At 47.5% G+C, this 24,233-nt stretch carries 19 protein-coding genes; 2 read left to right on the forward strand and 17 right to left on the reverse strand.

What is annotated here, in order from left to right:
* Nucleotides 1–54: 54 nt before the first annotated feature.
* The 8 genes from priA to MKY98_RS15955 form a co-directional block, all read right to left on the reverse strand.
* Nucleotides 55–2,631 carry a primosomal protein N' gene (priA, locus tag MKY98_RS15920; RefSeq protein WP_069012750.1) on the reverse strand — a complete coding sequence of 859 codons (2,577 nt, stop codon included), beginning with the start codon at nt 2,629–2,631 and terminating at the stop codon, nt 55–57.
* Nucleotides 2,631–3,935: a bifunctional phosphopantothenoylcysteine decarboxylase/phosphopantothenate--cysteine ligase CoaBC gene (gene coaBC / locus MKY98_RS15925; RefSeq protein WP_029517199.1), complete on the reverse strand. Its 1,305-nt coding sequence runs from the start codon at nt 3,933–3,935 to the stop codon at nt 2,631–2,633. Before coaBC ends, priA begins: the two co-directional genes overlap by 1 nt.
* 90 nt (nt 3,936–4,025) lie before the next feature.
* Entirely contained in the window at nt 4,026–4,229 is a 204-nt protein-coding gene (gene rpoZ, locus MKY98_RS15930) for a DNA-directed RNA polymerase subunit omega (RefSeq protein WP_039270867.1), read from the reverse strand.
* Between the two features lie 122 nt (nt 4,230–4,351).
* Complete coding sequence (gmk, locus tag MKY98_RS15935; RefSeq protein ID WP_013310894.1) at nt 4,352–4,924, reverse strand: guanylate kinase; 573 nt, start codon at nt 4,922–4,924, stop codon at nt 4,352–4,354.
* 14 nt (nt 4,925–4,938) lie between these two features.
* The gene (gene remA / locus MKY98_RS15940) at nt 4,939–5,199 is read right to left on the reverse strand and encodes an extracellular matrix/biofilm regulator RemA (RefSeq protein ID WP_005548256.1); all 261 of its coding nucleotides are present in this window, start codon (nt 5,197–5,199) and stop codon (nt 4,939–4,941) included.
* A 56-nt stretch (nt 5,200–5,255) separates the two neighbouring features.
* Nucleotides 5,256–6,143 (reverse strand): YicC/YloC family endoribonuclease, encoded by an 888-nt coding sequence (locus MKY98_RS15945; protein ID WP_069012751.1) that lies wholly within the window; start codon nt 6,141–6,143, stop codon nt 5,256–5,258.
* Between the two features lie 35 nt (nt 6,144–6,178).
* A complete protein-coding gene (locus MKY98_RS15950) occupies nt 6,179–8,065 on the reverse strand; it encodes a bifunctional homocysteine S-methyltransferase/methylenetetrahydrofolate reductase (RefSeq protein WP_069012752.1) in 1,887 nt (628 codons plus the stop codon).
* Between the two features lie 147 nt (nt 8,066–8,212).
* Nucleotides 8,213–9,235 carry a hypothetical protein gene (locus MKY98_RS15955; protein ID WP_069012753.1) on the reverse strand — a complete coding sequence of 341 codons (1,023 nt, stop codon included), beginning with the start codon at nt 9,233–9,235 and terminating at the stop codon, nt 8,213–8,215.
* 255 nt (nt 9,236–9,490) lie between these two features.
* Between MKY98_RS15955 and MKY98_RS15960 the strand changes: the two genes are divergently transcribed.
* Nucleotides 9,491–10,851 (forward strand): IS1182 family transposase gene (locus MKY98_RS15960; protein WP_341011439.1). Its coding sequence is split into 2 segments (ribosomal slippage): nt 9,491–10,058 and nt 10,058–10,851, totalling 1,362 coding nucleotides; the frame shifts between segments, so codons are not numbered across the junction.
* A gap of 165 nt (nt 10,852–11,016) precedes the next feature.
* Here the strand turns inward: MKY98_RS15960 and dapF are convergent.
* Nucleotides 11,017–11,850, reverse strand: a complete 834-nt coding sequence (gene dapF / locus MKY98_RS15965; RefSeq protein WP_029517632.1) for a diaminopimelate epimerase — start codon at nt 11,848–11,850, stop codon at nt 11,017–11,019.
* 109 nt (nt 11,851–11,959) lie between these two features.
* On the reverse strand, nt 11,960–14,758 hold the full coding sequence (locus MKY98_RS15970) for a calcium-translocating P-type ATPase, SERCA-type (protein ID WP_069010587.1): 2,799 nt from the start codon (nt 14,756–14,758) through the stop codon (nt 11,960–11,962).
* Nucleotides 14,759–14,987: 229 nt separating this feature from the next.
* On the opposite strand from MKY98_RS15970, the gene MKY98_RS15975 reads away from it, so the two are divergent.
* Complete coding sequence (locus MKY98_RS15975; protein WP_069010586.1) at nt 14,988–16,733, forward strand: Rqc2 family fibronectin-binding protein; 1,746 nt, start codon at nt 14,988–14,990, stop codon at nt 16,731–16,733.
* A gap of 93 nt (nt 16,734–16,826) precedes the next feature.
* Here MKY98_RS15975 and MKY98_RS15980 read toward each other — a convergent pair whose 3' ends face one another.
* From MKY98_RS15980 to MKY98_RS16010, 7 genes are all read right to left on the reverse strand, one after another.
* Entirely contained in the window at nt 16,827–17,696 is an 870-nt protein-coding gene (locus tag MKY98_RS15980) for a PHP domain-containing protein (RefSeq protein WP_039270856.1), read from the reverse strand.
* Nucleotides 17,696–18,652 carry a selenium metabolism-associated LysR family transcriptional regulator gene (locus MKY98_RS15985; RefSeq protein ID WP_069010585.1) on the reverse strand — a complete coding sequence of 319 codons (957 nt, stop codon included), beginning with the start codon at nt 18,650–18,652 and terminating at the stop codon, nt 17,696–17,698. Before MKY98_RS15985 ends, MKY98_RS15980 begins: the two co-directional genes overlap by 1 nt.
* A gap of 211 nt (nt 18,653–18,863) precedes the next feature.
* Entirely contained in the window at nt 18,864–19,301 is a 438-nt protein-coding gene (locus MKY98_RS15990) for a hypothetical protein (protein ID WP_025717787.1), read from the reverse strand.
* 229 nt (nt 19,302–19,530) lie between these two features.
* Nucleotides 19,531–19,791, reverse strand: a complete 261-nt coding sequence (locus MKY98_RS15995) for a YlbG family protein (protein WP_029517637.1) — start codon at nt 19,789–19,791, stop codon at nt 19,531–19,533.
* A 39-nt stretch (nt 19,792–19,830) separates the two neighbouring features.
* Complete coding sequence (locus MKY98_RS16000) at nt 19,831–20,271, reverse strand: YlbF family regulator (RefSeq protein WP_013310906.1); 441 nt, start codon at nt 20,269–20,271, stop codon at nt 19,831–19,833.
* A 108-nt stretch (nt 20,272–20,379) separates the two neighbouring features.
* A complete protein-coding gene (locus MKY98_RS16005; protein WP_069010584.1) occupies nt 20,380–22,404 on the reverse strand; it encodes a helicase-associated domain-containing protein in 2,025 nt (674 codons plus the stop codon).
* A gap of 6 nt (nt 22,405–22,410) precedes the next feature.
* Nucleotides 22,411–24,177: a DNA repair helicase XPB gene (locus MKY98_RS16010; RefSeq protein WP_069010583.1), complete on the reverse strand. Its 1,767-nt coding sequence runs from the start codon at nt 24,175–24,177 to the stop codon at nt 22,411–22,413.
* Between the last annotated feature and the right edge of the window lie 56 nt (nt 24,178–24,233).

Below are 24,233 nucleotides of genomic sequence, written 5' to 3' on the forward strand. Positions count from 1 at the left end.
ATGTACGGACGACTTGTCCGCATTAATTGTGCTAATAACTTTTGTGGCAACGCTCTACATAAGCATTTGTGGATCAACATCCAGACTAATCAGCAACTTTTGCGCCTGTGCGGATTCGGCCATTTCATCAGCTACTTGCTGAGCCAAACTAATCGCGTCGATATTTCCACGCCATTTTATCATACATTGAAATCGGTATCTATTCTTGATTCTCGAAATGGGAGAAGCTACTGGCCCCAAAATGTCGAGTACATCCGATGTAAGACGATCCATATTCCCGAACCAGCCTCGTTGTCTGGCCCGTCCCTGTAGTGTTGCTGAATAATTCTCTGCCAGCCGGACCAGCACCGGGAGTTGTTCATGAGAAAAGGTTACCAAAATAAGACGGCAATATGGTGGATAGTGCAAATTGCGGCGGTGTTTCAATTCTTCCCTCACAAAAGAAGCATAATCATGGCGACTTGCGTGAATCACCGAATAATGCTCTGGAGTATAGGATTGTACGAATACTTCCCCTGGCAATTGATGTCTCCCAGCACGTCCAGCTACTTGTGTTAACAGCTGAAATGTCTTTTCCGCAGCCCGAAAATCCGGTAAATTGAGAGCTGAATCCGCAGTAATGACACCAACCAGTGTCACATCGGGAAAGTCCAGGCCTTTGGCAACCATTTGAGTACCGAGCAGCACGTCCGCTTTTTTATCACGAAATTGCTTGAGGAGCTTTTCGTGGGCATTTTTTTCTGTCGTTGTATCAACATCCATTCGAACAACACGTATACCGGGGAATAGCTTCGCCAGCTCTTCTTCCACTCGCTGGGTACCTGTACCGAAATAGCGAATATGCTCACTACCGCATTCAGGGCAAGTCTGAGGCACAGGCTCGGAATAACCACAGTAATGACAACGTAAATTGTTCGACCGCTGATGATACGTAAGCGAAATATCACAATGCGGACAGCCCGCCACATAGCCACAGCTACGGCACATGACGAATGTGGAGTGTCCACGCCGATTCAACAGGAGCACCGTCTGCTCCTTACGCTCTAACCGCTCTGCAATCCCATTATGCAACGCACGGCTAAACATAGAGCGGTTGCCAGCACGCAGTTCCTCACGCATATCCATGATATGTACTTCGGGTAGCGTGTTCCCCAATGCGCGAGTTGGCATTTCAAGTAGCAACGGCGCAAACTCGTCGTTGCTTTGTGAGCGAGCCGCATAGTAGCTTTCCAGCGACGGTGTAGCCGAGCCGAGAATAACGACAGCCCCATGCTGATGGGCTCTGCGAATGGCGACCTCACGCGCATGGTATTTAGGTGTCTCTTCCTGCTTATAGGACGTTTCGTGCTCCTCATCCATAATAATAAGACCTAACTCACGAAAAGGCGCAAATACTGCCGAGCGAGCACCAATCGCCACTTTCACACGGCCTTCGCGTATTTTGCGCCACTCATCGTACCGTTCTCCTCCAGACAACCTACTGTGCATCACTGCTACCTGATCGCCAAACCGACCTTTAAAACGCTCAACCATTTGTGGGGTTAACGATATTTCAGGTACCAGCACAATGGCCTGCCGATTCTGCTCGATACAACGTTGAATCGTCTGTAGATAAATTTCCGTCTTACCGCTCCCCGTGACTCCATGCAACAAATAAGCTCCTTGCTCACGCGTGTCCAGCTGGCGAATAATCCGTTCATACACCGACTGCTGCTCTGCTGTGAGAGGGAGTGGCTCTGTAGGCTTGAAGTGTCTGCCCCGGTACGGGTCGCGGAACACTTCGACATCCTCCAGCAACACATAGCCCTTATCTTCCAGCGCCTTAACCGTTGCAGCAGACACACTCAATGAGGTCATGACTTCCTTGAGCGACAGAGGCAAAAACTCGCTACGTTCCAGCAAAAAAGCAAGTACCTCCCGCTGACGCTGTGCTTTGGCAGAAAATTGCTCCAGTACCGTTGATGCCTCGTCTATGCCGATAGCCAGATCAACGGATTTCATGGTCTTTTTGCCAAGCTTGTCTTTAATAACTTGACTTTCCTGAAGCACACCCCGGCGTAACAGTGATTTAATAACCTCCGCTTCCTCAGGGAAACGTCGACTGAGTTGCTGCAACGGGACTTGCTCCTTCTCCTGAATGAAGCTGACAATCCGACGCTCTGTCGGATCACTCATACCATCGTCGGTCAGAAGTGCCCATTCGAGCTCATCGCCCTGATTCGGTTGTATACTACGCTGTGGATGCGTTAACTCATGCTGTTCCGCAATTGAGATATAACGTTCTGCTTTGCCTTTGAGCGCGGTAGGAATCATCACTTGCAATGCCATAATTTGATTACAAGCATAACGTTCACTCATCCACTTGCCCAGTTCGACTAGGTCGGCAGATAAAGGTGGCACCAAATCCAGCAACTCCTGAATCGCTCTCATCCTGTATTTCGGTGGTTCCTCAGCTGGGACTACCGAGATGACGAAAGCCTGCACCGTCCGTTTGCCAAATGGCACAGCTACCCGACTACCCGGCTCAATCCAAGGTCTCATTGAATCCGGTATCAGATAATCGAAGGTGCGGTCCGTATCCTTGGCAGGTACATCGACAATGACCTTGGCAACTAAATTGCCCGTCTCCATTAATGCAGCACCCCACCCATGCGTCCCGCGGCTATAGTAAGCAACTTACGCGCAACTTCTTCCTTTGACTGTACAGGAATACGCTCAACGATCCCGCTTCGGTCATAAATTTGAACAGCATTCGTATCGACGCCAAAACCAGCACCATTCACAGTTACATCGTTTGCCGCGATCAAATCACAATTTTTACGTTCTAATTTATCTTTCGCATACGTCTCCAAATGTTCAGTTTCAGCTGCAAAGCCAATTAAAAATTGATGTTTCTTACTCCGTCCGAGTGATTCTAGAATATCGACGTTCTTCACTAACTCTAGCGTAAATACACTATCTTTTTTCTTGATCTTGGTCTGTGCTATCTCACGTGGTCGATAATCTGCAACTGCAGCAGCCATAACGACCATATCGCTCGTTTCCCATTGTTTTAATACAGCTGCGTACATGTCTTCAGCCGACTGGACTCTTTCAAGCATAATACCAGCAGGCGGTTCCGCACTGGTATTGGCAGCAATCAAGTGCACCTCTGCCCCCATCTTTTGAGCCACTTTTGCAATGGCGAAGCCCATTTTTCCAGATGAATCATTTGTGATATAACGCACTGGATCAATTCGCTCGATCGTGCCTCCAGCCGTTACAATGACTTTTTTACCTGAAAACACCGATTCATTCTCATTCACAGGTGACTCAGGCACTTGAGCCTCCACAGATTCGCCACCAAACCATCGGGATTCAGACTTAATGTTGTTTTTTTGTTCCTGGGCTTGCTGATCAAAAAAGTGCTCTATCGTTTGCACAATTGTGTCCGGCTCTTCCAAACGTCCTTTGCCAACGTAACCGCAAGCCAGTAATCCTTCACCAGGCTCAATCATCTTCACACCACGTGATACAAGCGTCTCCATATTTTGCATGACTGCCGGATGAGTGTACATATGTACATTCATCGCAGGTGCCACCATAATAGGCGCTGTTGTAGCCAACAACGTTGTAGACAACATATCATCAGCAAGGCCATGCGCCATTTTTCCGATAATATTCGCAGTTGCAGGTGCAACAAGCACCAAATCAGCCGCATCTGCCAGATGAATATGGGATACGACGGACGGCTCTCTTTCATCAAACGTATCACTGTACACCGGATTACGAGAGAGCGACTGCAGTGTAAGCTCGGTAATAAACTCCTTAGCAGAGGCTGTCATAATCACATGAACATCGGCGCCCTTTTGTGTCAACCTACTACATAACGCAGCCCCTTTGTAAGCAGCAATTCCACCGGTTATACCAAGAATAATAACTTTCCCCTTCAACATCGTTAACTCCCCCTGACCTAAAAAAATAACAACCTTGCGGTTGTCAAAGGAATTGGCATTACGCCCGGTTATAATGATTGTCTATAATTCTTATTCTTCTTCGCCGCTTTCAAGTAGAAGATGATCTGCATAGATCTCTTCCAAAGCTACTCCAACCTGTTTGTGGGATTTAGGATTCTTGAGGGTCGTCTTTTCACCCTCGCGCAACTGTCTGGCACGACGTGAAGCCGCTACAACCAACGAATACTTACTATCTGCCTTTTTCATCATTTCATCAATGGAAGGATACAGCACGAATAGACACCTCTTCATGTAGTTTTAGGACTGTATAAGCTGAACTCCAGTGTACACCTTCAAGCTCAGCTTATACAGTATTATTTCTCTTTAGGTACGCTTGGCATATGTAAAGCCCTCGTTTAAGGATGAACCTTACAATGTTCGGCGATAATAATGGATTCTATTCGTTTACAAGCGAAATCAATCTCATCATTGACGACCGCATAATCATAGTGACGCAACAGATTCATTTCATCCACAGCTACCGACATACGGTGGTCTATGGTCGCTTGAGTTTCTGTGCCCCGTCCCCGGATTCTATCCTTTAATTCATCTAGCGAAGGCGGAAGCAGAAAAATGAATATGCCTTCTGGAAATTTTTCTTTAACCTTTAGCGCTCCCTGAACTTCAATCTCCAGAAAAATATCTTTTCCCTGCGCAAGCGTCTGATCTACAAAATCACGTGGAGTACCATAATAGTTCCCTACATACTCAGCATACTCCAGCATTTCATCTCGTTCAATCATACCCAAAAATTCTTCACGCGTTTTAAAAAAATAGGTCACTCCATCCTGTTCGCCTGAACGAGGTGTTCGAGTTGTAGCAGAAACGGAGTACGTTATCTCTGGTAGCTTGTCACGCAATGCGTTGCCTACCGTCCCTTTACCGACACCCGAAGGTCCGGATATTACAAATAATAATCCCTTAGCCATAGTACACTCCATTTTTATTCGTCATTGTCATCATCTTTAGTGGATAGGCGATGAGCGACCGTCTCCGGCTGCACCGCAGACAGGATTACATGATCACTGTCTGTAATAATAACAGCCCGCGTCCGGCGGCCATAGGTAGCATCAATTAGCATATGACGGTCCCTGGCTTCCTGTATAATCCGCTTGATCGGAGCAGACTCCGGACTGACGATGGAGATAATTCGGTTGGCCGACACGATATTGCCGAAACCAATATTGATCAATTTGATTGCCATATTCAGGTCTTTCCCCCTATACATGTGACTCTTGCAGCCGTGCCGCTACCAGGTAGCTACTCAATATTTGCAGCCTGCTCACGAATTTTCTCGAGCTCTGCTTTCATCTCAACGACCAAATTAACCAAGTTGAGATGATTAGCCTTGGAGCCGATCGTGTTGACTTCTCTGTTCATTTCCTGGATTAAAAAATCTAATTTGCGACCGGCCGGCTCGTCCGATAGCAGCAACCCCTTGCACTGCCCAAAGTGACTTTGAAGCCGGGTAAGTTCCTCATCAATATTGCTGCGATCCGCGAATAACGCAATCTCCATTCCGAACTTATGTTCATCAAGCGTAAATGAACCGTCCTGAAGCTCTTTAAGCCTGTGTTTCAGCCTGTTACGGTAGTCGCTCACAACATGAGGAGCCAGCACCGTCATTTCATGATGCAGGGATTCCAGACGTAAAATACGGGATTTCACATCTTGCGCCAAATGCCTGCCTTCTCGCCTTCTCATCTCCAGTAAACCTTGCAAAGCTTCATTCAAAGCTCGCTGTAGTTGCTCTTCCCAGTCCTCTTCGTCTCCATGGAAAGCCTCTCCAGGCTCACCCAGAACGTCAGGCAAAGCAAGAATATCGCTTATCCCTAACGTTCCTTTCACTCCATAACGATCCGCCAGCTGCTCCGCTGCATGCAGGTAAGCCTGCACCACAGTGTCATTTAACCGCGCGGCGGGCATCTGTTCTTCATCACGTTCCCTGTGGATAAAGACATCGATACGACCGCGTTTAATCTGCTGTTGAACCGTTCTTCTCAAGCCATCTTCGTAACGAGTCCATTCGCGCGGAATTCTCATCATCACTTCGCAATAGCGGTGATTTACCGATTTCAATTCCAAGCGCACTTTATAGCCCTCATAATGAAGGATAGCTTGACCGTATCCGGTCATACTCAATGACATCGGCATCACATCCATTATACTATTGTAATTGATTATTATAGTCGAAACAAGGGGGCCTGTGCGCGGCCTGATTTTTGCCATACGTAAGAAGTCAGTTCAGCTGTCATTTCATAGAACATAAATGGAGTCATAAAATAGATACCATTAAAATGTTCCATTGCCGTATCGAGTAACTCCTTGGCAATAGACACACCCATTGCTCGTCCTTCCGGACCCTCAAGGCCAGACATACGTGCACGCACCTCATCGGATAACTGAATGCCTGGTACTTCATTGTGCAAGTATTCTGCATTGCGCCCACTAGCCAGCGGCATAATACCGATAAAAATCGGTACTTCCAAATGTCGTGTCGCTTCCGCGATGGCTGCAATCAACTCGTGGTCGTATACGGGCTGAGTCATAACATAGTCGGCTCCGGAGGCAATTTTCTTCTCCAACCGCTGTACGGCTTTACCCAAATGCTTGACGTTAGGATTAAATGCGGCACCTACCACAAAATTAGCTTTCTGCTTCAGTGGCTTACCGGAAAATGCGACACCATCATTTAATTGCTTGATCATGCGTATGATTTCAAAAGAGGTCATATCATACACCGAACTGGCGCCTGGCAAATCACCGAACCGCGCCGGATCTCCAGTAACCGCCAGTACATGGTCAATACCGAGCGCGTCAAAACCCATCATGTGGGATTGAGTACCAATCAGATTGCGATCACGACATGCTATATGAATTAATGGACGCAAGCCTGATTCAATACTGACCAAATGTCCAAGCGCCATGTTGCTCATGCGAGTGACTGCAAGCGAGTTGTCAGCCAGTGTAAGCGCGTCAGCCCCGGCTTTCTTCAACGCATGAGCACCTTGCATAAACCTCGTAATGTCCAGATCGCGCGGAGGATCCAGTTCTACAATGACCGTATGTCGTTCCTTTACAAGATCCACGATGTTGGGCTCACTGGTATGTCTGCCATTTCCTCGTTCCCCTTCATCTGCAATCTGCTCCGCCACTTGAAAGGACTCTTTCGACAAAGCTTCTTTTGAAGCAAGAGGAGGCGGTTGCAAACGGTTCAAGGCTTTGGATATAGCAGCAATATGATCCGGTGTAGTTCCGCAGCAACCACCGAGCAGCCTCGTTCCCAGGTCTACAAAGGATTTGGCACATTCTCCAAAATATTCAGGTGATGCACCGTATACATAGTGACCGTCCACATAATCTGCTAGTCCCGCATTCGGATATACGGACAACGGTACAGACAAAGGGCCGTCCAGCTGCTCCATTACACTCATAATTCCCTGCGGACCCGAGTGACAGTTAAATCCAAGGATGTCTGCCCCCTCATTACGCAGCACCGAAAAAGCTTCCGCCACTAAAAAACCATCCTGAGTACGACCAACCTGATCGACCGCAAACTGACAAATCACCGGAATATCACTATATTTACGTACACTGTGAAGCGCTATGCGTATTTCATCCAGCGAATAAAACGTTTCGCACAAAATACCGTCGACTCCTTCGGAGAGAAGGGCATCAATTTGCTGTTCATAGTTTCTTGCCAGCTCCAGCTTTGATATGTTAAGCCGCTTTCCCCCACATATGGAACCCACTGCACCTACCACATAATGTTCAGGTCCGGCCGCATCTCTGGCAATTCTCACACCAGCACGATTGATCTCTTCTACCTTAGATTCCAGTCCAAACCGGGCTAACTTATAATCATTTGCAGAAAATGTATTAGTCTCCAGCAATCGAGCTCCTGCACTTAAATATTGACCATGCACGTCTGATATAACATCAGGCGAAGTGATGTTCAGTTCTTCGAAAGACGTATTTACTGGAAATCCTAGCTGATATAAAAAAGTCCCCATTGCGCCGTCTCCGACAATAATTTCACGATTCAGCACAGTACGCAAATCCGGTTTCATGTCCTCTGCTCCACCCCGCTCTTTATTTTCATACTAATGTAACATAAAGAGACTTCAAACATAAGCCAAAAACTAAAAAAGCCGCCCCACTCCCCGACAATATGATATCAGGAGTGGAGCGGCTTGATTCATCTTTTCTATTTCCTACTACATTTTCCCATTGGAAGAATGGAGAGAGTAAGCGTAAAAAGTCCCTTTTTTATTCACTTTAGCCACAATAGAATCCGTTCCCTTTTGCTGCTTGTAGAACGTATATTGATTCCCTTGAACTTTCACTTTATAGCCGGTCAAATTGATATTAAATAACATCTGAGCCTTGGGCTTGACTAGCTTCAAAGCTTCTGAGGCAGTATATTTCGGGCTTGCAAATGTTTTTTTGAAATCTGCGTCATCATTCCAGTCCACCCCATAGGTGGATACGGCCAGCACTTTACCGGTTACCGCGCTAATTTTGACCTCACTGGCCTCGTTTGCATCCTCAAACGACCAATATGAAAGCCCCTTCGCTTCGTCCTTGTACCGTGAAGCGTGCTGCACCTTAATTGGCTGTCCACTCACACGCTTAAATGTATTCATTGCACGGTTCAGTATCAGAGGGTCCACCCGCTTCAGCGCATAGTCCGCGTTGATGGTAATAGCGTTACTTCGATCCACATCCACATACAACGAGGAAGCCTGTTCTCCTGCGCCCCAAAATACCCAGTAATTTGATGGCTTGTTGGACTGATAAGGGGATTTGACCCGCCAAAATGCTTCAAATTGCAAAGGACGCTTGCTGTCAAACGCTTTGGCGCTGTTTAGCACTTTCGTCTTGAGTGGCGCGTTCATCGCTTTTCCCAAGCTGCTTATTTTATATCGTATGGTTGTAGAATCTACTCTATTTTTTTCTTTATTATATTCTGTCTGCAACGTAGCAGTTCCATCTTCTAGTCCGCCCTCTACAATCCAAGTTTTCCCCATATCCGTCACATCGTCAAATTGAAATGCTGTCTTCGAGCCGATGAGTTCTTGCACCGCTTTTTCTAAACGGCTTACCACTGTCGGAGTTAGCGACCCAACCTGCTTATCCGTCGTTTCCGCGGCGGCAGGAATGGTCGCCGCCTGAACCGGAAGCGCGGTGGCTACAAATATGAAGACTGTAACTGCTGAAATCCAACGAAATTTCCGCACTATGAACGGCCTCCTTATTGTTTTTCATTTTCTATATTATACATCGTTCAGGCGCCAAAAAAAGACAGAATGTTGCTTTGTTCATCATATTCCTTGTATACAGGGGCATCTAAGTCCAAAAAAAGAAGACCTACTAAGGTCTTCTCAGGCTGTCGAGAAAGTCTCGACAGCCTATTTTATGTTAATTTTGTTTAAGACGACACCGCGTTAATGTTGTATAATATAGGTAACTATTGTAGAACGGATGGTGTTGATATGCTACGCTCCAACCGCGAAAAACAACAATCCTACGAATTTGTTTCCATCGAAGATCTGGTTCCTCAAGATCACTTGCTCCGCAAAGTAGATAAGTATATCGATTTTTCGTTTATCGATGATAAAGTTCGATCACTGTATTGTGCAGACAACGGGCGTCCTGCCATTGATCCTACCGTATTGTTTAAAATGATCTTTCTCGGTTATTTCTATGGCATTCGCTCAGAACGGCAACTCGAGCGAGAAATTCAGACGAACCTAGCTTATCGTTGGTTTCTGAGGTTGGGCTTAACGGATAAAGTTCCGGACCATACGACGATTAGCTGGAATCGTCGTACTCGCTTTAAAGACACCACGATCTTTCAAGATATCTTCGATGAAATTGTGCTGCAGGCGATCTCTCACCGAATGGTGGGTGGGCGTGTTCTCGTCACCGATTCCACACACGTCAAAGCCAATGCTAACAGGCACCAGTACACCAAAGAACAAGTGTTGCAGAATACTAAAGACTATATGGACGAGCTGAACGAAGCGGTGAAGGATGACCGGAGAAACCACGGAAAAAAGCCTTAAAATCCCGAGAGGAAGTGAACGAAGAAAAAGAAATTAAAGTGAGCAAAACAGACCCGGACAGCGGCTATATGATCCGTGATGGCAAGCCCGAAGGCTTCTTCTATCTGGACCACCGCACGGTGGATATGAAGTACAATCTGATTACGGACGTGCATGTGACACCGGGGAATGTACATGATTCTGTCCCCTATTTGTCCCGTTTGGATCGCCAAAGAGAACGTTTTGGTTTTCAAGTAGAAGCTGTTGCACTAGATTCAGGTTATTTAACAACGCCGATTTGCCGAGGTTTGCAGAACCGAAAGATTTTTGCCGTGATTGCTCACCGAAGATTCCATCCCAGACAAGGACTGTTTCCGAAATGGAAGTTTGAATACGATGCCAAACGCAATGCGTATAGATGCCCAGCCCAACAGGAACTGCCCTACCGAACGACGGACCGTAAGGGATACCGGCAGTATGCCTCTGACCCAGCTCAGTGCCAGCATTGCCCACTGCTAAGTCAGTGTACCCAGTCTCGAAACCACCGCAAAGTGGTGACTCGGCATGTCTGGGAAGACAGCAAAGAGTGGGTACGGAGCAACCGGCTGAGCCCATCTGGTAAAAAGCTGTACCGCAAACGAAAAGAGACGATTGAGCGAAGCTTCGCGGATGCCAAAGAGCTCCATGGGTTTCGCTATTGCCGTTTGCGCGGTCTTCCAAACGTCAGGGAACAAGCCCTTATGACGGCAGCCGTGCAGAACATGAAGAAGATGGCGATCCACCTAGATCGCCTGGAGAAACAGGGGTAACCCCCCTGCTTCTCCAGAGACCAGAGCATTATGATGTAAAAAAGAAACCCACGTCTCAAAATGACGGGGTTTCTCGACAATCTGAGAAGACCTACTAAGGTCTTCTTTTCACTCACTTCTATACGATTCATAAGTAGTTGCACGTTATCTTTATAGTCACATGATTCAGAACAGACGACCTTCGTACACGATCTCAGCCGGACCCGTCATATATATGTGATTATCTTCCTCGCTCCATTCGATATCCAGATCGCCGCCCTTCAGGCTTACAATGGCGTGGCGGTCGCTATATCCGTTTAGTACAGAAGCAACAAGCGTAGCACAGGCCCCGGTTCCACAAGCTAGCGTCGGCCCGGCTCCTCTCTCCCATACTCTCATATCTATATGCTTACGGCTACGTACCGTGGCGAACTCAACATTTGTTTTTTTAGGGAATAACGGATGGCATTCCAGCTTTGGCCCCCAGGCTTCCAGATCAAAGCTTGGCGCATCCTCCACATAAATGACACAGTGCGGATTCCCCATAGATACAGCCGTAAAGCGAAAACCACTTCCTCCAGCTTCAATGGGCTCATTAATTACGCTAGTCAGATCCAGAGTAGTCGGAATCTTCAAACCCTCAAGAATTGGCTCTCCCATATCTACCTTCACCATACGAACAAGTCCATTCTCTACAGTTAGTTCGACCTGCTGTACACCTGCACCCAGCGTCTCAATCGTGATCTGTTCACGGTTGATATGCTTACGGTCATATACGTATTTGGCAGCACAACGGATAGCATTACCGCATTGTTCGGCCTCTGAGCCGTCCGAGTTAATAATGCGCATGCAGAAATCCGCTTTTTCTGATGGCAATATATATACCAACCCATCGGCGCCAACACCAAAATGTCGATCACATAGCCGAACAGCTAATTCCGAGGCGTCAGACGGCAACTCCTGATGCCCAAACCAAACGATAAAATCATTACCTAGACCGTTCATTTTTGTGAATTCCATAGCTTACCTCCGCCGTTGCTGCTGATGTCATGTTCCTCATGAAGCTTTGATCCCATGATATCATACAGGGCAATAGTGGGAAAGCGATGCGATATGCATAACCCGATTTCTAGGATGAAAACTTCGTACGTCCCGCTGAAAAGTGTGTATTTCCGCCGCGACGACGGTTGCGTCGACCGCCCCACACACTTCCCGCTCCCATCAGAAACGTCGGAATCCCAGCTGCGACAATGGATAGCGCCCACTCACGCAAACCGAGCGGTACCGTTTTGAAAATAGGTTGCAGCATAGGCACGTACATAACCACTAGCATTAGTACTATTGAAGACAGCACGGCAAGCACAAGATAACTATTTTGAAACGGATTACGATGGAAAATAGAACGGGAACTGCGGCAATCAAACACATGAATTAACTGCGCCAGAACTAGCGTAGCAAAGGCAACGGACTGTGCTTTGATCAGTTGTCCTGCGTCATCCGGTGCAATACGTAATGTCAGCCAGAAGGCCGCTAGCGTACATAAACCAATCAACAAGCCACGACTAATGATTTTCCAGCCCAGTCGACGAGCAAAAATATTTTCCTTTGCGCCACGAGGTTTGTGCTCCATGAGATCCTTTTCTGGTTGGTCCACCCCCAGAGCCATCGCTGGTAGGCCATCTGTCACCAGATTCACCCATAAAATCTGGATCGGTAACAAAGGTAATGGCAGCCCGGCCATCATGGCAAAAAACATCGTCAAAATTTCACCCACATTGGAGGCGAGTAGATAACGGATAAATTTACGGATATTCTCGTAAATATTCCGTCCTTCCTCAATTGCGGCTACAATCGTAGAGAAATTATCATCACTCAGAACAAGCGCAGCCGCTTCTTTGGTCACGTCCGTCCCTGTAATACCCATTGCAATGCCGATGTCCGACGCCTTTATCGCTGGAGCGTCATTGACGCCATCTCCAGTCATGGCTACGACATGTCCGCGCCTTTGCAGTGACTTGACGATCCGTAGCTTGTGCTCCGGCGAAACCCGTGCATATACAGAGACGGTATCAACGGCTTTGTCCAGCGACGCATCATCCATCGCAGACAATTCCTGTCCTGTTAACACGTGGGATCCGCGCTGAAAAATGCCCAGCTGCTGTGCAATGGCCTCTGCAGTTGTACCGTGATCTCCGGTAATCATCACAGTGCGAATGCCAGCACGACGACACTTGCCAATGGCTTCGCGAACCTCGCGACGTGGCGGATCAATCATGCCTGTCAGCCCGATAAAGATCAGTTGTGCTTCAGCCTCCTCAACCGTGGAGACACGCTCATGCGAGCGGATATCACGGTAAGCGACACCAAGTACACGTAGCGCCTCCGAGGCCATTCCTTCGTTAGCTGCCAGTACCTTTTGGCGCAGCGTACCCGTTAACGGAACGACATTTCCTTCCCATAAAATGTAGGAGCACTGGCCCAGCAATACATCCGGTGCACCTTTGGCAAAGACAATGTGTCCTCCCTGGTGGCGTACGAGTACCGACATTCGCTTCCGATCCGAGTCAAAAGGAAATTCTCGCTCCCTTGTGTATAGCTCATATAGCCCTTGTCGCGTGACTCCGCCCTTGGCAGCTAACGTGACCAGCGCTCCTTCCGTCGGATCACCCTTTAGCTCCCAAACGGAGGACGGCGTCGGCTCTTTGGTTTTCTTTTTCGAACGTAGCTCCTCTGTATCGGCTTGAACAATTTCCGCATTGTTGCAAAGCACACTGGCTTGCAGCAGTCTACGCAGAGATTGTCCGTTTTTAAGATCGGCAGGAAGGTCTCTATCCATAATATGCCCGTGAGGGTCATAGCCCTCTCCCGTAACTCCCCAGAAGCGGCCGTCCAGCCATAGCTTGGTAACCGTCATTTTATTTTGGGTCAGGGTACCCGTTTTGTCGGAACAAATGACAGATGCACAGCCGAGCGTTTCAACAGAAGGCAGCTTACGCACAATCGCCTTTCGTTTAATCATACGCTGCACACCCAATGCGAGCGCAATCGTCACAATAGCTGGCAACCCTTCCGGTATAGCCGCCACAGCCAAGCTCACTCCGGCCAAGAACATGCTCATGGCTGGCTGTCCATGTAAAATGCCTGCTACGACAACGAGCACCGTTAGCGCCAACGCTACGATAATCAAAATTTTGCCCAATTGCTCCAATCTGTGCTGCAACGGTGTCTCCTGCGACTCCGTATTTTCTATCAAGTCTGCGATCTTACCCATTTCGGTACTCATACCTGTACGTATAACTATTCCTTGTGCGGTTCCTCTAGTCATCATCGTGCCCATAAAACCGATGTTTTTTTGATCCCCAAGTGGTACCTCGGCGGCATGAATAGGGCGGCAATGCTTACTCACCGGAACCGATTCACCTGTCAGGGCGGACTCCTCTACATCACAGCCGTTCGTACTCAACCACCTTACATCTGCGGGAATGCGATCACCACTTTCCAGCAGCACAATATCACCCGGTACCAGTTCTCTGGCTTGAACTTGAATTCGTTTTCCGCCCCGCAACACTTTGGCGGTCGGAGCCGATAGTTGTCTCAAAGCTCGCAATGAACGCTCAGCTCTGAATTCCTGTACAAAGCCAAGAATTCCATTCAGTACAACAATAGCAATAATGGTAATCGCGTCCAAATACTCGCCAAGCAGGCCGGATATCAGAGTCGCTCCCATCAATACAAGCATCATAAAATCCTTGAACTGGTTGAGCAGCAGCAAGATCGCCGAAACTCGCTTCCCCTCGCTCAGCTCATTCCATCCTGACCTTTCTCTTCGTTCCGTAAGCTGTTCCTCCGAAAGACCCTGCTTCGGGTCGACTTCCAGACTTGTTGAAAGCTGTTCATTGCTTAATTGGTGCCAGTGTGCTTGTTCCATTCTCCCCAATTCCCTCCCGGTCAGATAGTCCGTTTCCGTCGGTTGTGCGTAGGATGGCTGCCCGTTATTATATTTTTATGCCGCGATTGCTGATAAGCTGGACAGACTTTCTAGATTCAATCTATTCGGACAGGATCTGAAATATCACAAAGCCGCTTAAGTTTTGTCCCAAAGTTATGTATCATAGAAGGAAGGCGAAAATACATTTGCTTCAAAGGAGAACAAAATTATGGCATTGGACGGAATCGTAACTCGCGCTATCGTACACGAACTGCAAGGCATCCGAGGCGGGCGCATTAATAAAATACATCAGCCAAACGATCGCGATATCGTGCTGAATCTGCGGGCACAAGGCGGAAGCGTAAAGCTGCTGCTATCGGCTAATCCGACCTTTCCGCGTGTACATTTAACAGATCAAAGCTTTCTTAATCCGACAGAAGCTCCTATGTTTTGTATGCTTCTTCGCAAGCATTGCGAAGGAGGCGTTATCGAGAAAATCACGCAGGTGGGCATGGAGCGTATTATTCACATGGATATACGTCAACGTGATGAACTGGGAGATGTTTCACTCAAACGAATTATCATTGAACTGATGGGTAGACACAGCAACATTATTTTGCTTGACCCGGAAACAGGCGTGATGTTGGATGGCATTCATCATGTCACACCGTCTATTAGCAGCTATCGGGTCATTATGCCCGGCTTTCAATACACGGAGCCTCCTGAACAAAACAAGCTGAATCCACTAGAAACAGAAGAGGCGGCTTTCAGATCCTCGTATCAAACAGCGATTGAGGCCGAAGAAACCCCCAAACGCTGGATCGTGAACACTTTTACCGGGCTCAGTCCCCTCATTGCTGAAGAGATACTAACTCGAGTAACTAATGAAGTATCTGGTGGTAGTGATCATTCACTATGGAGTACATTCAGTCACATCATGGATGACGTGCGGAATCATCGTTTTCAGCCGGTATCTGGACTAAATGCACAAGATAAAGTGATATTCTCAGCTATTCCGCTGACGTTGATCCAAGGAGAACGTAAGGAATACGCTACGATCAGTGAGTGTATGGAGGACTTCTTCGGTGAAAAGGCAGAAAGGGATACGGTTAAGCAAAAGGTCAGTGACCTACTGCGGTTTCTGCAAAACGAGCGAAGTAAAAATGTAAAAAAACTCGACTATCTCCAGCAGGATTTGGCCGAGGCGGAAGATGCCGATCAATTTCGCATTTATGGAGAGTTGCTGTTCGCTTCGCTGCATGAGGTGAAAAAAGGGGACAAAGAAGTGACGCTCACCAACTTCTATGATGAGGAACAGCGTCCAATGACCATCCCACTGGACCCACTACTCAACCCGTCGGATAATGCACAACGGTATTTTAAAAAATACAACAAATATAAAAACAGCCTGGCTGTCATTGACGAACAACTGGAGAAAACACACGAAGAAATCCGTTATATGGACAGTCTTCTTCAGCAGCTAGCCCATGCCTCTATGAATGACATTGAGGAAATACGTGAAGAACTGGTTCAGCAGGGCTATCTCAGAGATCGGGTCAAAAAAGGAAAGAAAAAGAAGAAAAACGACCGTCCAACCCTGCACGTCTATACATCATCCGAAGGTATCGAGTTACTGGTTGGCAAAAACAACTTGCAAAATGAATATGTAACAAATCGACTGGCCGGACCAAATGACACCTGGCTGCACACAAAGGATATTCCGGGGTCACACGTCGTTATACGTGCTGAGCAATTCGGAGATGCGACGCTGGAGGAAGCAGCTCAACTCGCTGCTTATTTTAGTCAGGCCAAGCAGTCCAGCAGTGTACCTGTGGACGCCACCCTGATTCGACATGTACGTAAGCCTAGCGGAGCCAAACCTGGCTTTGTCATCTACGACCATCAGCGTACGCTTTTCATTACACCCGATGAGGAACTAGTCAAAAAGCTGCCGAATCGCATCAAAAACGGCTAAGTCCTACTAGCCTATTGAATCCACAAAAAAAGCCCTTTGTTCTTTGCACGATACACTTCTTGTGTTCCATGCATAAGGCAAGGGGCTTTTTATTTACTTTTGTCCAACAGCAGCCTTCCTCAATTCCTCGACTACCTGCCCTTCCACACTACGGCTACCCAGATCACCGTGAAAAATAACACCTTGACGCGCGCCGTGAAAATCCGAGCCGCCAGTTGCAATGAGCCCATATTGCGCCGCCATCGCAGTATATCGGCTCTCAGCCTCAGCATCATGGTCCGAATGTCGCACCTCCAAGCCCGCAGGCTTCGCCTCCTCTATAATAGAACGAACCAGCTCATCATTTCCGTACAAGCCAGGGTGGGCCACCACAGGTACCCCTCCTGCTTCACGAATCCAGTTTATGGCCTCCGCAGGCTCTACACGGGGTACAGACACATATCCGGGCGCTCCTTCCGCCAAGTAACGGTCAAACGCGTCCCGCATATCCTTCGCATATCCTTTTTGAACCAGCGTATCCGCCATATGCGGACGTCCAATGCTTTCATCTGGTGCCAGCGGTCTGCCCATCGTAGCCACCACTTCATCCAGTGTGATTTCCACACCCAGACTACGCAATTGACTCAAAATCAAATCATTACGGGTATCCCGTGCCTGGCGAAGCTTTTCCAACCGTTCCAAAAACACTTTATTGCGGTAATCCATAAAATAACCGAGTATATGAATATCCTTATCGCCAGCTCGAGTACTAATTTCCACTCCTGGCACCACAGTAATTCCTATGCGTTTTCCCTCTTCCAGAGCTTCCTCCAGGCCAGCTACCGTATCATGATCTGTAATGGCCACACCTGCCAGTCCTTTTTCCTTGGCCCAGCGCACATTATCTGCAGGTGGTTGCATTCCGTCAGATGCTTGGGTGTGTGTGTGTAAATCATATCGTTTTACGTTAATCTGCTCCTTCATTATACATCCTCCTTCTCTTTCACCTTTGCAAGCTCGTCCTGCGAGTCCCTCAGGACGTCCGTTCCCTGATCATGACGACGCAAGTAAGACAGGAAGGTTACTACCGGAATCGGCAACAACGCCGACTTCAAATGAATTGCATAAAATTCTCGTTTGAACGTGATATCTGAAATATTTACAATTTTCAATAATCCGAGCGCAACTTCATGCTTCACCGAAGATGGTGATAGCATGGTAATACCCAGTCCAGCCTCCACCGCCGATTTAACCGCTCCAGTGCTCCCCATCTCCATTACAATCCCAAGTCGGGAGGCATCCATACCACGATTTTTCAGCTCATCTTCTATTACTTGACGTGTACCAGATCCCTTTTCTCTGGCTACAAAAGGATGCTTGAACACATCTTCCAGAACCACTTTTTTAGCCTTGGCCAGCGCATGTCCTGAAGGCACAATCAATTTCAGTTCGTCCTGCATCACAGGTTCCACCACGATATCCGGATGCTGGACTGGGGCCTCAATCAGTCCTAAATTCAGCTGATGTTTTAGTATATCATCCATAATCTGAGTTGTATTCATCACATTCATCGCCATGCGTATATGAGGGTATTCCTGACCAAACGGTCCCAGCATTCTGGGTACAATATACTCACCAATCGTTAGGCTGGCGCCAATATGCAATCTTCCCTCCAACATGTGAGTAAAAGCAGACATCGCCTCGTCAGCTTCCCTGATCAGTTGCATGCTTTTTTTCGCAAAAGGCAGGAGTGTCGCTCCCGCCTCTGAAAGTTCGATTTTTTTAGTCGAACGTTGCAGCAGTTTTGTGCCAAAATAATCTTCCAAAGACTGAATTTGCATCGTCACCGCAGGTTGTGTCATATGCAGCGCTTGTGCCGCCGCCGAGAAGCTCCCGCGTTCCGCTACGGTATAAAAAATGTGCAACTGATGAAAGTTCATACTGACAGCCCTCTCCCCTCTGTTCTCCCTATTTTAACATAAGAAAAACGTCTGTCGAAGCATTTCCAAGTAAACTTACTGAATTGGGTAGTTTTATTATTGGAAAATAAAAAAAGCATGCAGCTAATAACTGCATACTTTCTACTTAAACTTAACGGTATTCAGGAAGTTTGGAGATTTTTTCATCTGAAGCCGTTCTCCAAATGACCGTCTATTTTTGCTTACGAGTGCTTTTCATCAGTGTCATGCGCCGCGAATGGCGTAACCATGAATAGTATGACTTCAAATCCCTTAATTCAATGGTCTCCGACATCCGGCCCAAAAAGGTAATGACAATCATTTTGTGAAGCGGATTCCCCGCAATATCCATCTCGCCGGGCAACTCTCCAAATTCGGCCACGACGACCAGATCACCATCAATTAAATATACATCCTCTTCGTTATGATAATAGGACTCCATCCTGTTTTGCTTCAGGCATTCCCAAAGCCAGGCGGCGATATGATTCGTCTCGGACTGTTTCTGCTCTACCCGATCTAAGTAACGTGTTTTCGCATGATTTGTTATCACGATATCGGCGACTTTTTTATCGCCCATCTCCACATAGAACGGTTCGTATGTACTCCATCGCTGCATTGCTTTGTCACGCACGGGATCACTCTCCCCACCAGATAGGTCTTTATATCTACCAATATATTCATATGTTACCTCAACAGACCCGGGACTACAAGTTACAAAATTGAAGTTTATGGGTGATATTTAAAGATTTTTTAGGTCTAACAGCATCAAGACCATTATGCAAAAGTCCTGACTTCACAAAAAAAAGCCAGCCTGTAGGCTGACCTTTCAAGAAAAGTTTACAATTTATAGACATTTGATCTTATATCTCATATTCTTTCATCTTTTCCTTATCGTCGTTGTAATCCGTCCTAATCTCATTTCGAAAAGAGCGCTCGACCTTACGCACATAGGAAAGTCTGCGAATATTTTTAACGGTGTCTTCTGCCCGATCCGCATTCATATATATCACTACATAATGCATACGCTTTGAAATAAAGTGGACATTTCCGTATTTCTCCAGATTGCGGGCAGCCTTGATATCGCTTACCCAAATGATGTACCCTGTCCGCTCGGCAAACATTCGCTTCATCTCCCCTCCACTCGGTATCATTCCTATGACCTATCCACAGGAGCATTTCCCTCCGCTGCCACATCCGCCTTTTTTCACATTCGGATCGTTGCTCGGCACCTTAATAGTCTCGGACACGGAATATGCAATCGTTTCAGACATGGCATGAAGCATATCATCCAGCGCCTTTTCGGCTCGTTTGAACTCCTTAACATCCACGAATTGTTCCAGTTCCAGCTCAACGACCTGCACTGCATCCTTCGCTTCATGATAGTTCGGATGAAAATGCCCAAAACGCTCCGTTTCCGCGAATAGCTCCTTTTTGGCATCCAGCTTGCGTACACACGCCTGAATAGACGGATTCAATTCCACACGCTGCTTCCAATATAAATAATCCGATACCTCAAAGGATCGGTTGACCATATCGCCCAATTCATAGGCGTTAATAAGCACTTCTGCCATATTGACCGTGTTCAATTCGGCTACGCTCATGAATGTTCATCTCACTTTATATAAAGTTCTACCCTGTAAAAGTAGACTCATTTATCATACCACATCCTTCTTTTGAGAAGAAGGAGTTTCATGCACTTCCTGGCCCTACTATGTAAAAGGAACCAGCAAGCGCATGTCTGACCATTCACTTGGCTGTAAGGTCGCAGGAGAAAGTGTTTCGTCATCCCTTCCTGAGGCATACCAGCCTGTGACACCCCATGGTGCACCGGGAACCACCGCCTCCGGTATCCATTTAACCTCTTTCCCACCGATTCGCAGCCCCACAGCAGCCTGCCAACGAATGGCTTGCTCGATCAACTGCCGGGCAGTGGAAGTATGGTAACTCCTCCATTCTTTTGTCCATGAGGAGGGGACTGTAGATCTTTCTGGAAAATAGTCAGACGGATCAGGCAGTGTATGCTCTTGTTCGTAAAAATGCAGCGTTCGCCCTGTATAAACCAAACCTGCTCTTCCCTCTTGGGAAAATATAGAACGGGCTTGAGTAGGTTCGGACTCCATTTCACTGTTGAGGCTGCCTGAACTTATGTTCTCTGTTTCCGAAATCAGTGGATAATGATGAGTTGGCTCGTCCACACCTTCGGGTTCACGACGTGGACCTAATCCTATTGCAGCAAGCGTTTTTCGTATTTTGACAGCAGAGCTCGCCGGAATAATAAAGTCCTTGGCGCCAAGCCGTTCCAGCAATCCTTCCAGCGCGGGATGGCGTGCAACCATGTCTGCATCCTCCTGTGTGCCACATCGCAAAAGTGTTACCGTTGCAAAAGCCGTCCGTCCGACATCGCCTGCCCACTGTTCTACCGCCATACGTACATGATCAGGCACGCCTGTCCGGCTGAACTTGTCCAGTAGAGCAGGAATTGCCTTGGCTTCCATCCCTAACTCGATTGCCTCTGTAACACTTTCTCTGGTGATCCGGTATACTACCATCCGATCTCCTGTTACACGTTCACAGCAGCATTCCAGTCGCCAGCGCACATCATATGCCACATCTGGTGGAACCAATATTTCAAAATCAGGTTGTACATAAAAAGTACCTTGTTGTTGATGTGTATCCTCGTAATTATTGGGACGAAGCATGTCTAACACAGATACATTCCAGCGAAAACACAGTTTACCCAATACAGTCTGGCCCCAATCACCCATTCCAAACGCAGTCAGGGCCTTCAGCCAACCCTTCAATCCCTCCATGAAAGATCCATTAAAATTAAAATCAGGACCCGTTTCTCCCGCAAACCCTTCCGAATTTGAGGTTGTAGGAATAAGGTCTAAAAGGGCACTGTTCTTGGAATCAGCTCCGCTCGTACTCTCCTGCTGGATTAGGCCTACTTGAAGCATCCATTGCAGCAGACACTTGATAGATATCCACCCTTCTTTTCCTATATAATGGGAGACGGCACACAGCATATAGCGAAAATGCTGCATAGACGCTTCGGCTTTACCGTATCTTTCCATGAGTGTAGCAAAAATATGCTTGCGCATTTGCCAAGCAGACAAACGAATCCAAGTCGCCAGTTCCGTTTCCTGAATGCGAAAAGACACCGTTTCTTTCACTAACAGCCCCAAACTGAGTAGCAAATCCATCATGACCACCGTTTGCACAGGATACAGCTCTGCATGCGCATAATGCAACCCAAGACCCATCAGGTCCTCCGGGCGAAAGGGGGTCAGTTCATTCAATTTTTGCAATGATCGCTTATGTATGGTTCCTTTGGCCGTCAAAGGGACGCCCTGTACTGCAATACGTGACAACGCATGCAGCAATTCCGACTCCAGGCCTGTCATTGATTCATGTACCGTTATCGGATGATCCGAATGCATCATGTTCATTGGATTTTCCTCTAACAACATATCGTACAGATCCGGTAGTCGATAAACCGGGATATATAAAATTCGTTCGCCCCACGATTTGGTAACAGCCTCCAGCCAGCCCCGGGCACGTAATCCACGCAGTGCCAGTTTCGTTTCGACTCCGCTTAACGATCCCCGGGTAAGCTGTATAGGTTCTTCTTCCTTCATGGGCTGTCCCGCGTGCCGAATAAAGCATCGTCTAAGTACCAGCAGCTCATCCGATGAAAGCTCATTCCAGCTGTCTTGCGTGTTCGTTACGCCCATTCTTGATTAGGCCTCCTTTTTCTTTCCACGATCTCCAGACTTAGCATCCCTGCTTCCAATAGCCTCTGTCACACTAAATCTGCGAACCGCATATTCATAGCCTTGCTCAATCAGGAACAGCTGACGACGAGCTGCAAAATCCATCTCCTTGCTATTCTCCGTCACTAGAGCATAAAAATAAGCTTTATTCTCGCCTGACTTTGGTCGCAAAATGCGTCCCAGTCGCTGCGCTTCTTCCTGGCGAGAGCCAAAGCTGCCCGATACCTCTATGGCTACTGCTGCATCCGGCAGATCCACCGCAAAGTTTGCAACCTTGGACACCAATAGGGTCCGAATTGCACCCTTGCGGAATGCATCAAACCAACGCACCCGCTCCGTCTGGCTCATTGAACCCGTAATCAGTGGGACACCGAGCTCCTGAGCCAATGTACGCAACTGGTCCAAATATTGACCAATAATGAGCGTGGGCAAACCACTGTGCTGCTGCATCAGGCTACGCACCGCCTCCAGTTTGATCGGATTTTCGGCTGCAATTCGGTACTGCTGTCTGCCCTCAGCACGCATACTGCGCTCCAAAAGTTCAGCTGTCATTGGAAGCCGCAACTCCACACAATCGACCTGAGCGATCCAGCCCTGTCGCTCCAGCTCCTTCCATGGCATATCATACCGTTTGGGCCCAATTAAAGAGAACACATCCCGTTCACAACCATCCTCTCGAACCAGCGTGGCCGTTAACCCCAAACGACGGGTAGCCTGAATGTCAGCCGTCGCCCGGAATACTGGCGCGGGCAGCAAATGAACCTCATCATATATAATGAGTCCCCACTTCCGCTCACTCAGCAGTTTCATATGCTCAAAATCCCCATCCTTGGTGCGACGGTGTGTCAAAATTTGGTAGGTTGCCACCGTAATCGGGCGCACTTCTTTTTTCTGACCACTATATTCCCCGATGGAATCGGCAGAAATATCCGTCTTTTGCTTTAATTCTTCTACCCATTGCCGTACAGAAGTAGTATTAGATGTTAGAATAAGCACTTCACACTGAAGCCGATTCATCACCGCCATGCCTATCACTGTTTTTCCAGCTCCGCATGGAAGCACCAGTACACCACTACCCCCTAAGCCGTTCGCTCCTTCAAACGCATCAGCGGCCTTTACTTGATAATCACGAAGCTGCAACTTCGTTTGTCCCTTTCCCAAGGTAAAACTAAGCTGATTCCCTTCAAGATAGCCTGCCGTATCCACAACGGGATATCCCAAGCGAGTTAATTCCTGCTTGAGCAAGCCCCGATTTTCGGGCGGGACCGATGCGCTTTCCTCATCAACGCGAAGTAAACCAAGCTGTTTTAGCTCTTGCTTGGTCAGTAGCTCATCCAGTAAAGCGGGGGTCTCTGCTGCCAAGATCAAGTGATCACCTATTGTATAGCTGTTGGCTTTCCCTGTCTTTATATCTCCGTCTTCTTTCGTACCTCGTGAAAGCGTCAACGTCCCATAACGAGAAACGAGCTGTTCAATATCATTCAACAAATCACGTGGAATATCCCAACGGGACATGGAATACAAACTATTTTGAATGTCCTCAGCACTCCATCCGAGGGCAGCTGCATTCCACAAAGACAGTGGAGTGATGTGGTATGTATGAAAAGCGGACGGACTTTTAACCAGCTCCGCATAAATCTGCAACTGTGAACGAGCCCATTCCGAACCGGGCAAGCCCATTTCCAGCAGAACGGTAAAATCACGTTGTACAATACAAGGATGATCTGGATTCATGACTACCTCCTGATAATCTAACAATACATCATTTTAAAGTTGAATCAATTTCATAA

Source organism: Paenibacillus sp. FSL M8-0228, assembly GCF_038007385.1.
GTDB lineage: Bacteria > Bacillota > Bacilli > Paenibacillales > Paenibacillaceae > Paenibacillus > Paenibacillus polymyxa_D.

Bases quoted from the DNA above. Each gene is read 5' to 3' on its own strand.
- MKY98_RS15945 (WP_069012751.1), bottom strand. From the start codon at position 6,143: ATGTCATTGAGTATGACCGGATACGGTCAAGCTATCCTTCATTATGAG.
- MKY98_RS15985 (WP_069010585.1), bottom strand. From the start codon at position 18,652: ATGAACTTTCATCAGTTGCACATTTTTTATACCGTAGCGGAACGCGGG.
- MKY98_RS15950 (WP_069012752.1), bottom strand. From the start codon at position 8,065: ATGAAACCGGATTTGCGTACTGTGCTGAATCGTGAAATTATTGTCGGA.
- MKY98_RS16010 (WP_069010583.1), bottom strand. From the start codon at position 24,177: ATGAATCCAGATCATCCTTGTATTGTACAACGTGATTTTACCGTTCTG.
- MKY98_RS15970 (WP_069010587.1), bottom strand. From the start codon at position 14,758: ATGGAACAAGCACACTGGCACCAATTAAGCAATGAACAGCTTTCAACA.
- gmk (WP_013310894.1), bottom strand. From the start codon at position 4,924: ATGGCTAAGGGATTATTATTTGTAATATCCGGACCTTCGGGTGTCGGT.
- MKY98_RS15980 (WP_039270856.1), bottom strand. From the start codon at position 17,696: ATGAAGGAGCAGATTAACGTAAAACGATATGATTTACACACACACACC.
- MKY98_RS15995 (WP_029517637.1), bottom strand. From the start codon at position 19,791: ATGTTTGCCGAGCGGACAGGGTACATCATTTGGGTAAGCGATATCAAG.
- coaBC (WP_029517199.1), bottom strand. From the start codon at position 3,935: ATGTTGAAGGGGAAAGTTATTATTCTTGGTATAACCGGTGGAATTGCT.
- priA (WP_069012750.1), bottom strand. From the start codon at position 2,631: ATGGAGACGGGCAATTTAGTTGCCAAGGTCATTGTCGATGTACCTGCC.
- dapF (WP_029517632.1), bottom strand. From the start codon at position 11,850: ATGGAATTCACAAAAATGAACGGTCTAGGTAATGATTTTATCGTTTGG.
- MKY98_RS16000 (WP_013310906.1), bottom strand. From the start codon at position 20,271: ATGAGCGTAGCCGAATTGAACACGGTCAATATGGCAGAAGTGCTTATT.
- MKY98_RS16005 (WP_069010584.1), bottom strand. From the start codon at position 22,404: ATGGGCGTAACGAACACGCAAGACAGCTGGAATGAGCTTTCATCGGAT.
- MKY98_RS15975 (WP_069010586.1), top strand. From the start codon at position 14,988: ATGGCATTGGACGGAATCGTAACTCGCGCTATCGTACACGAACTGCAA.
- remA (WP_005548256.1), bottom strand. From the start codon at position 5,199: ATGGCAATCAAATTGATCAATATTGGTTTCGGCAATATCGTGTCGGCC.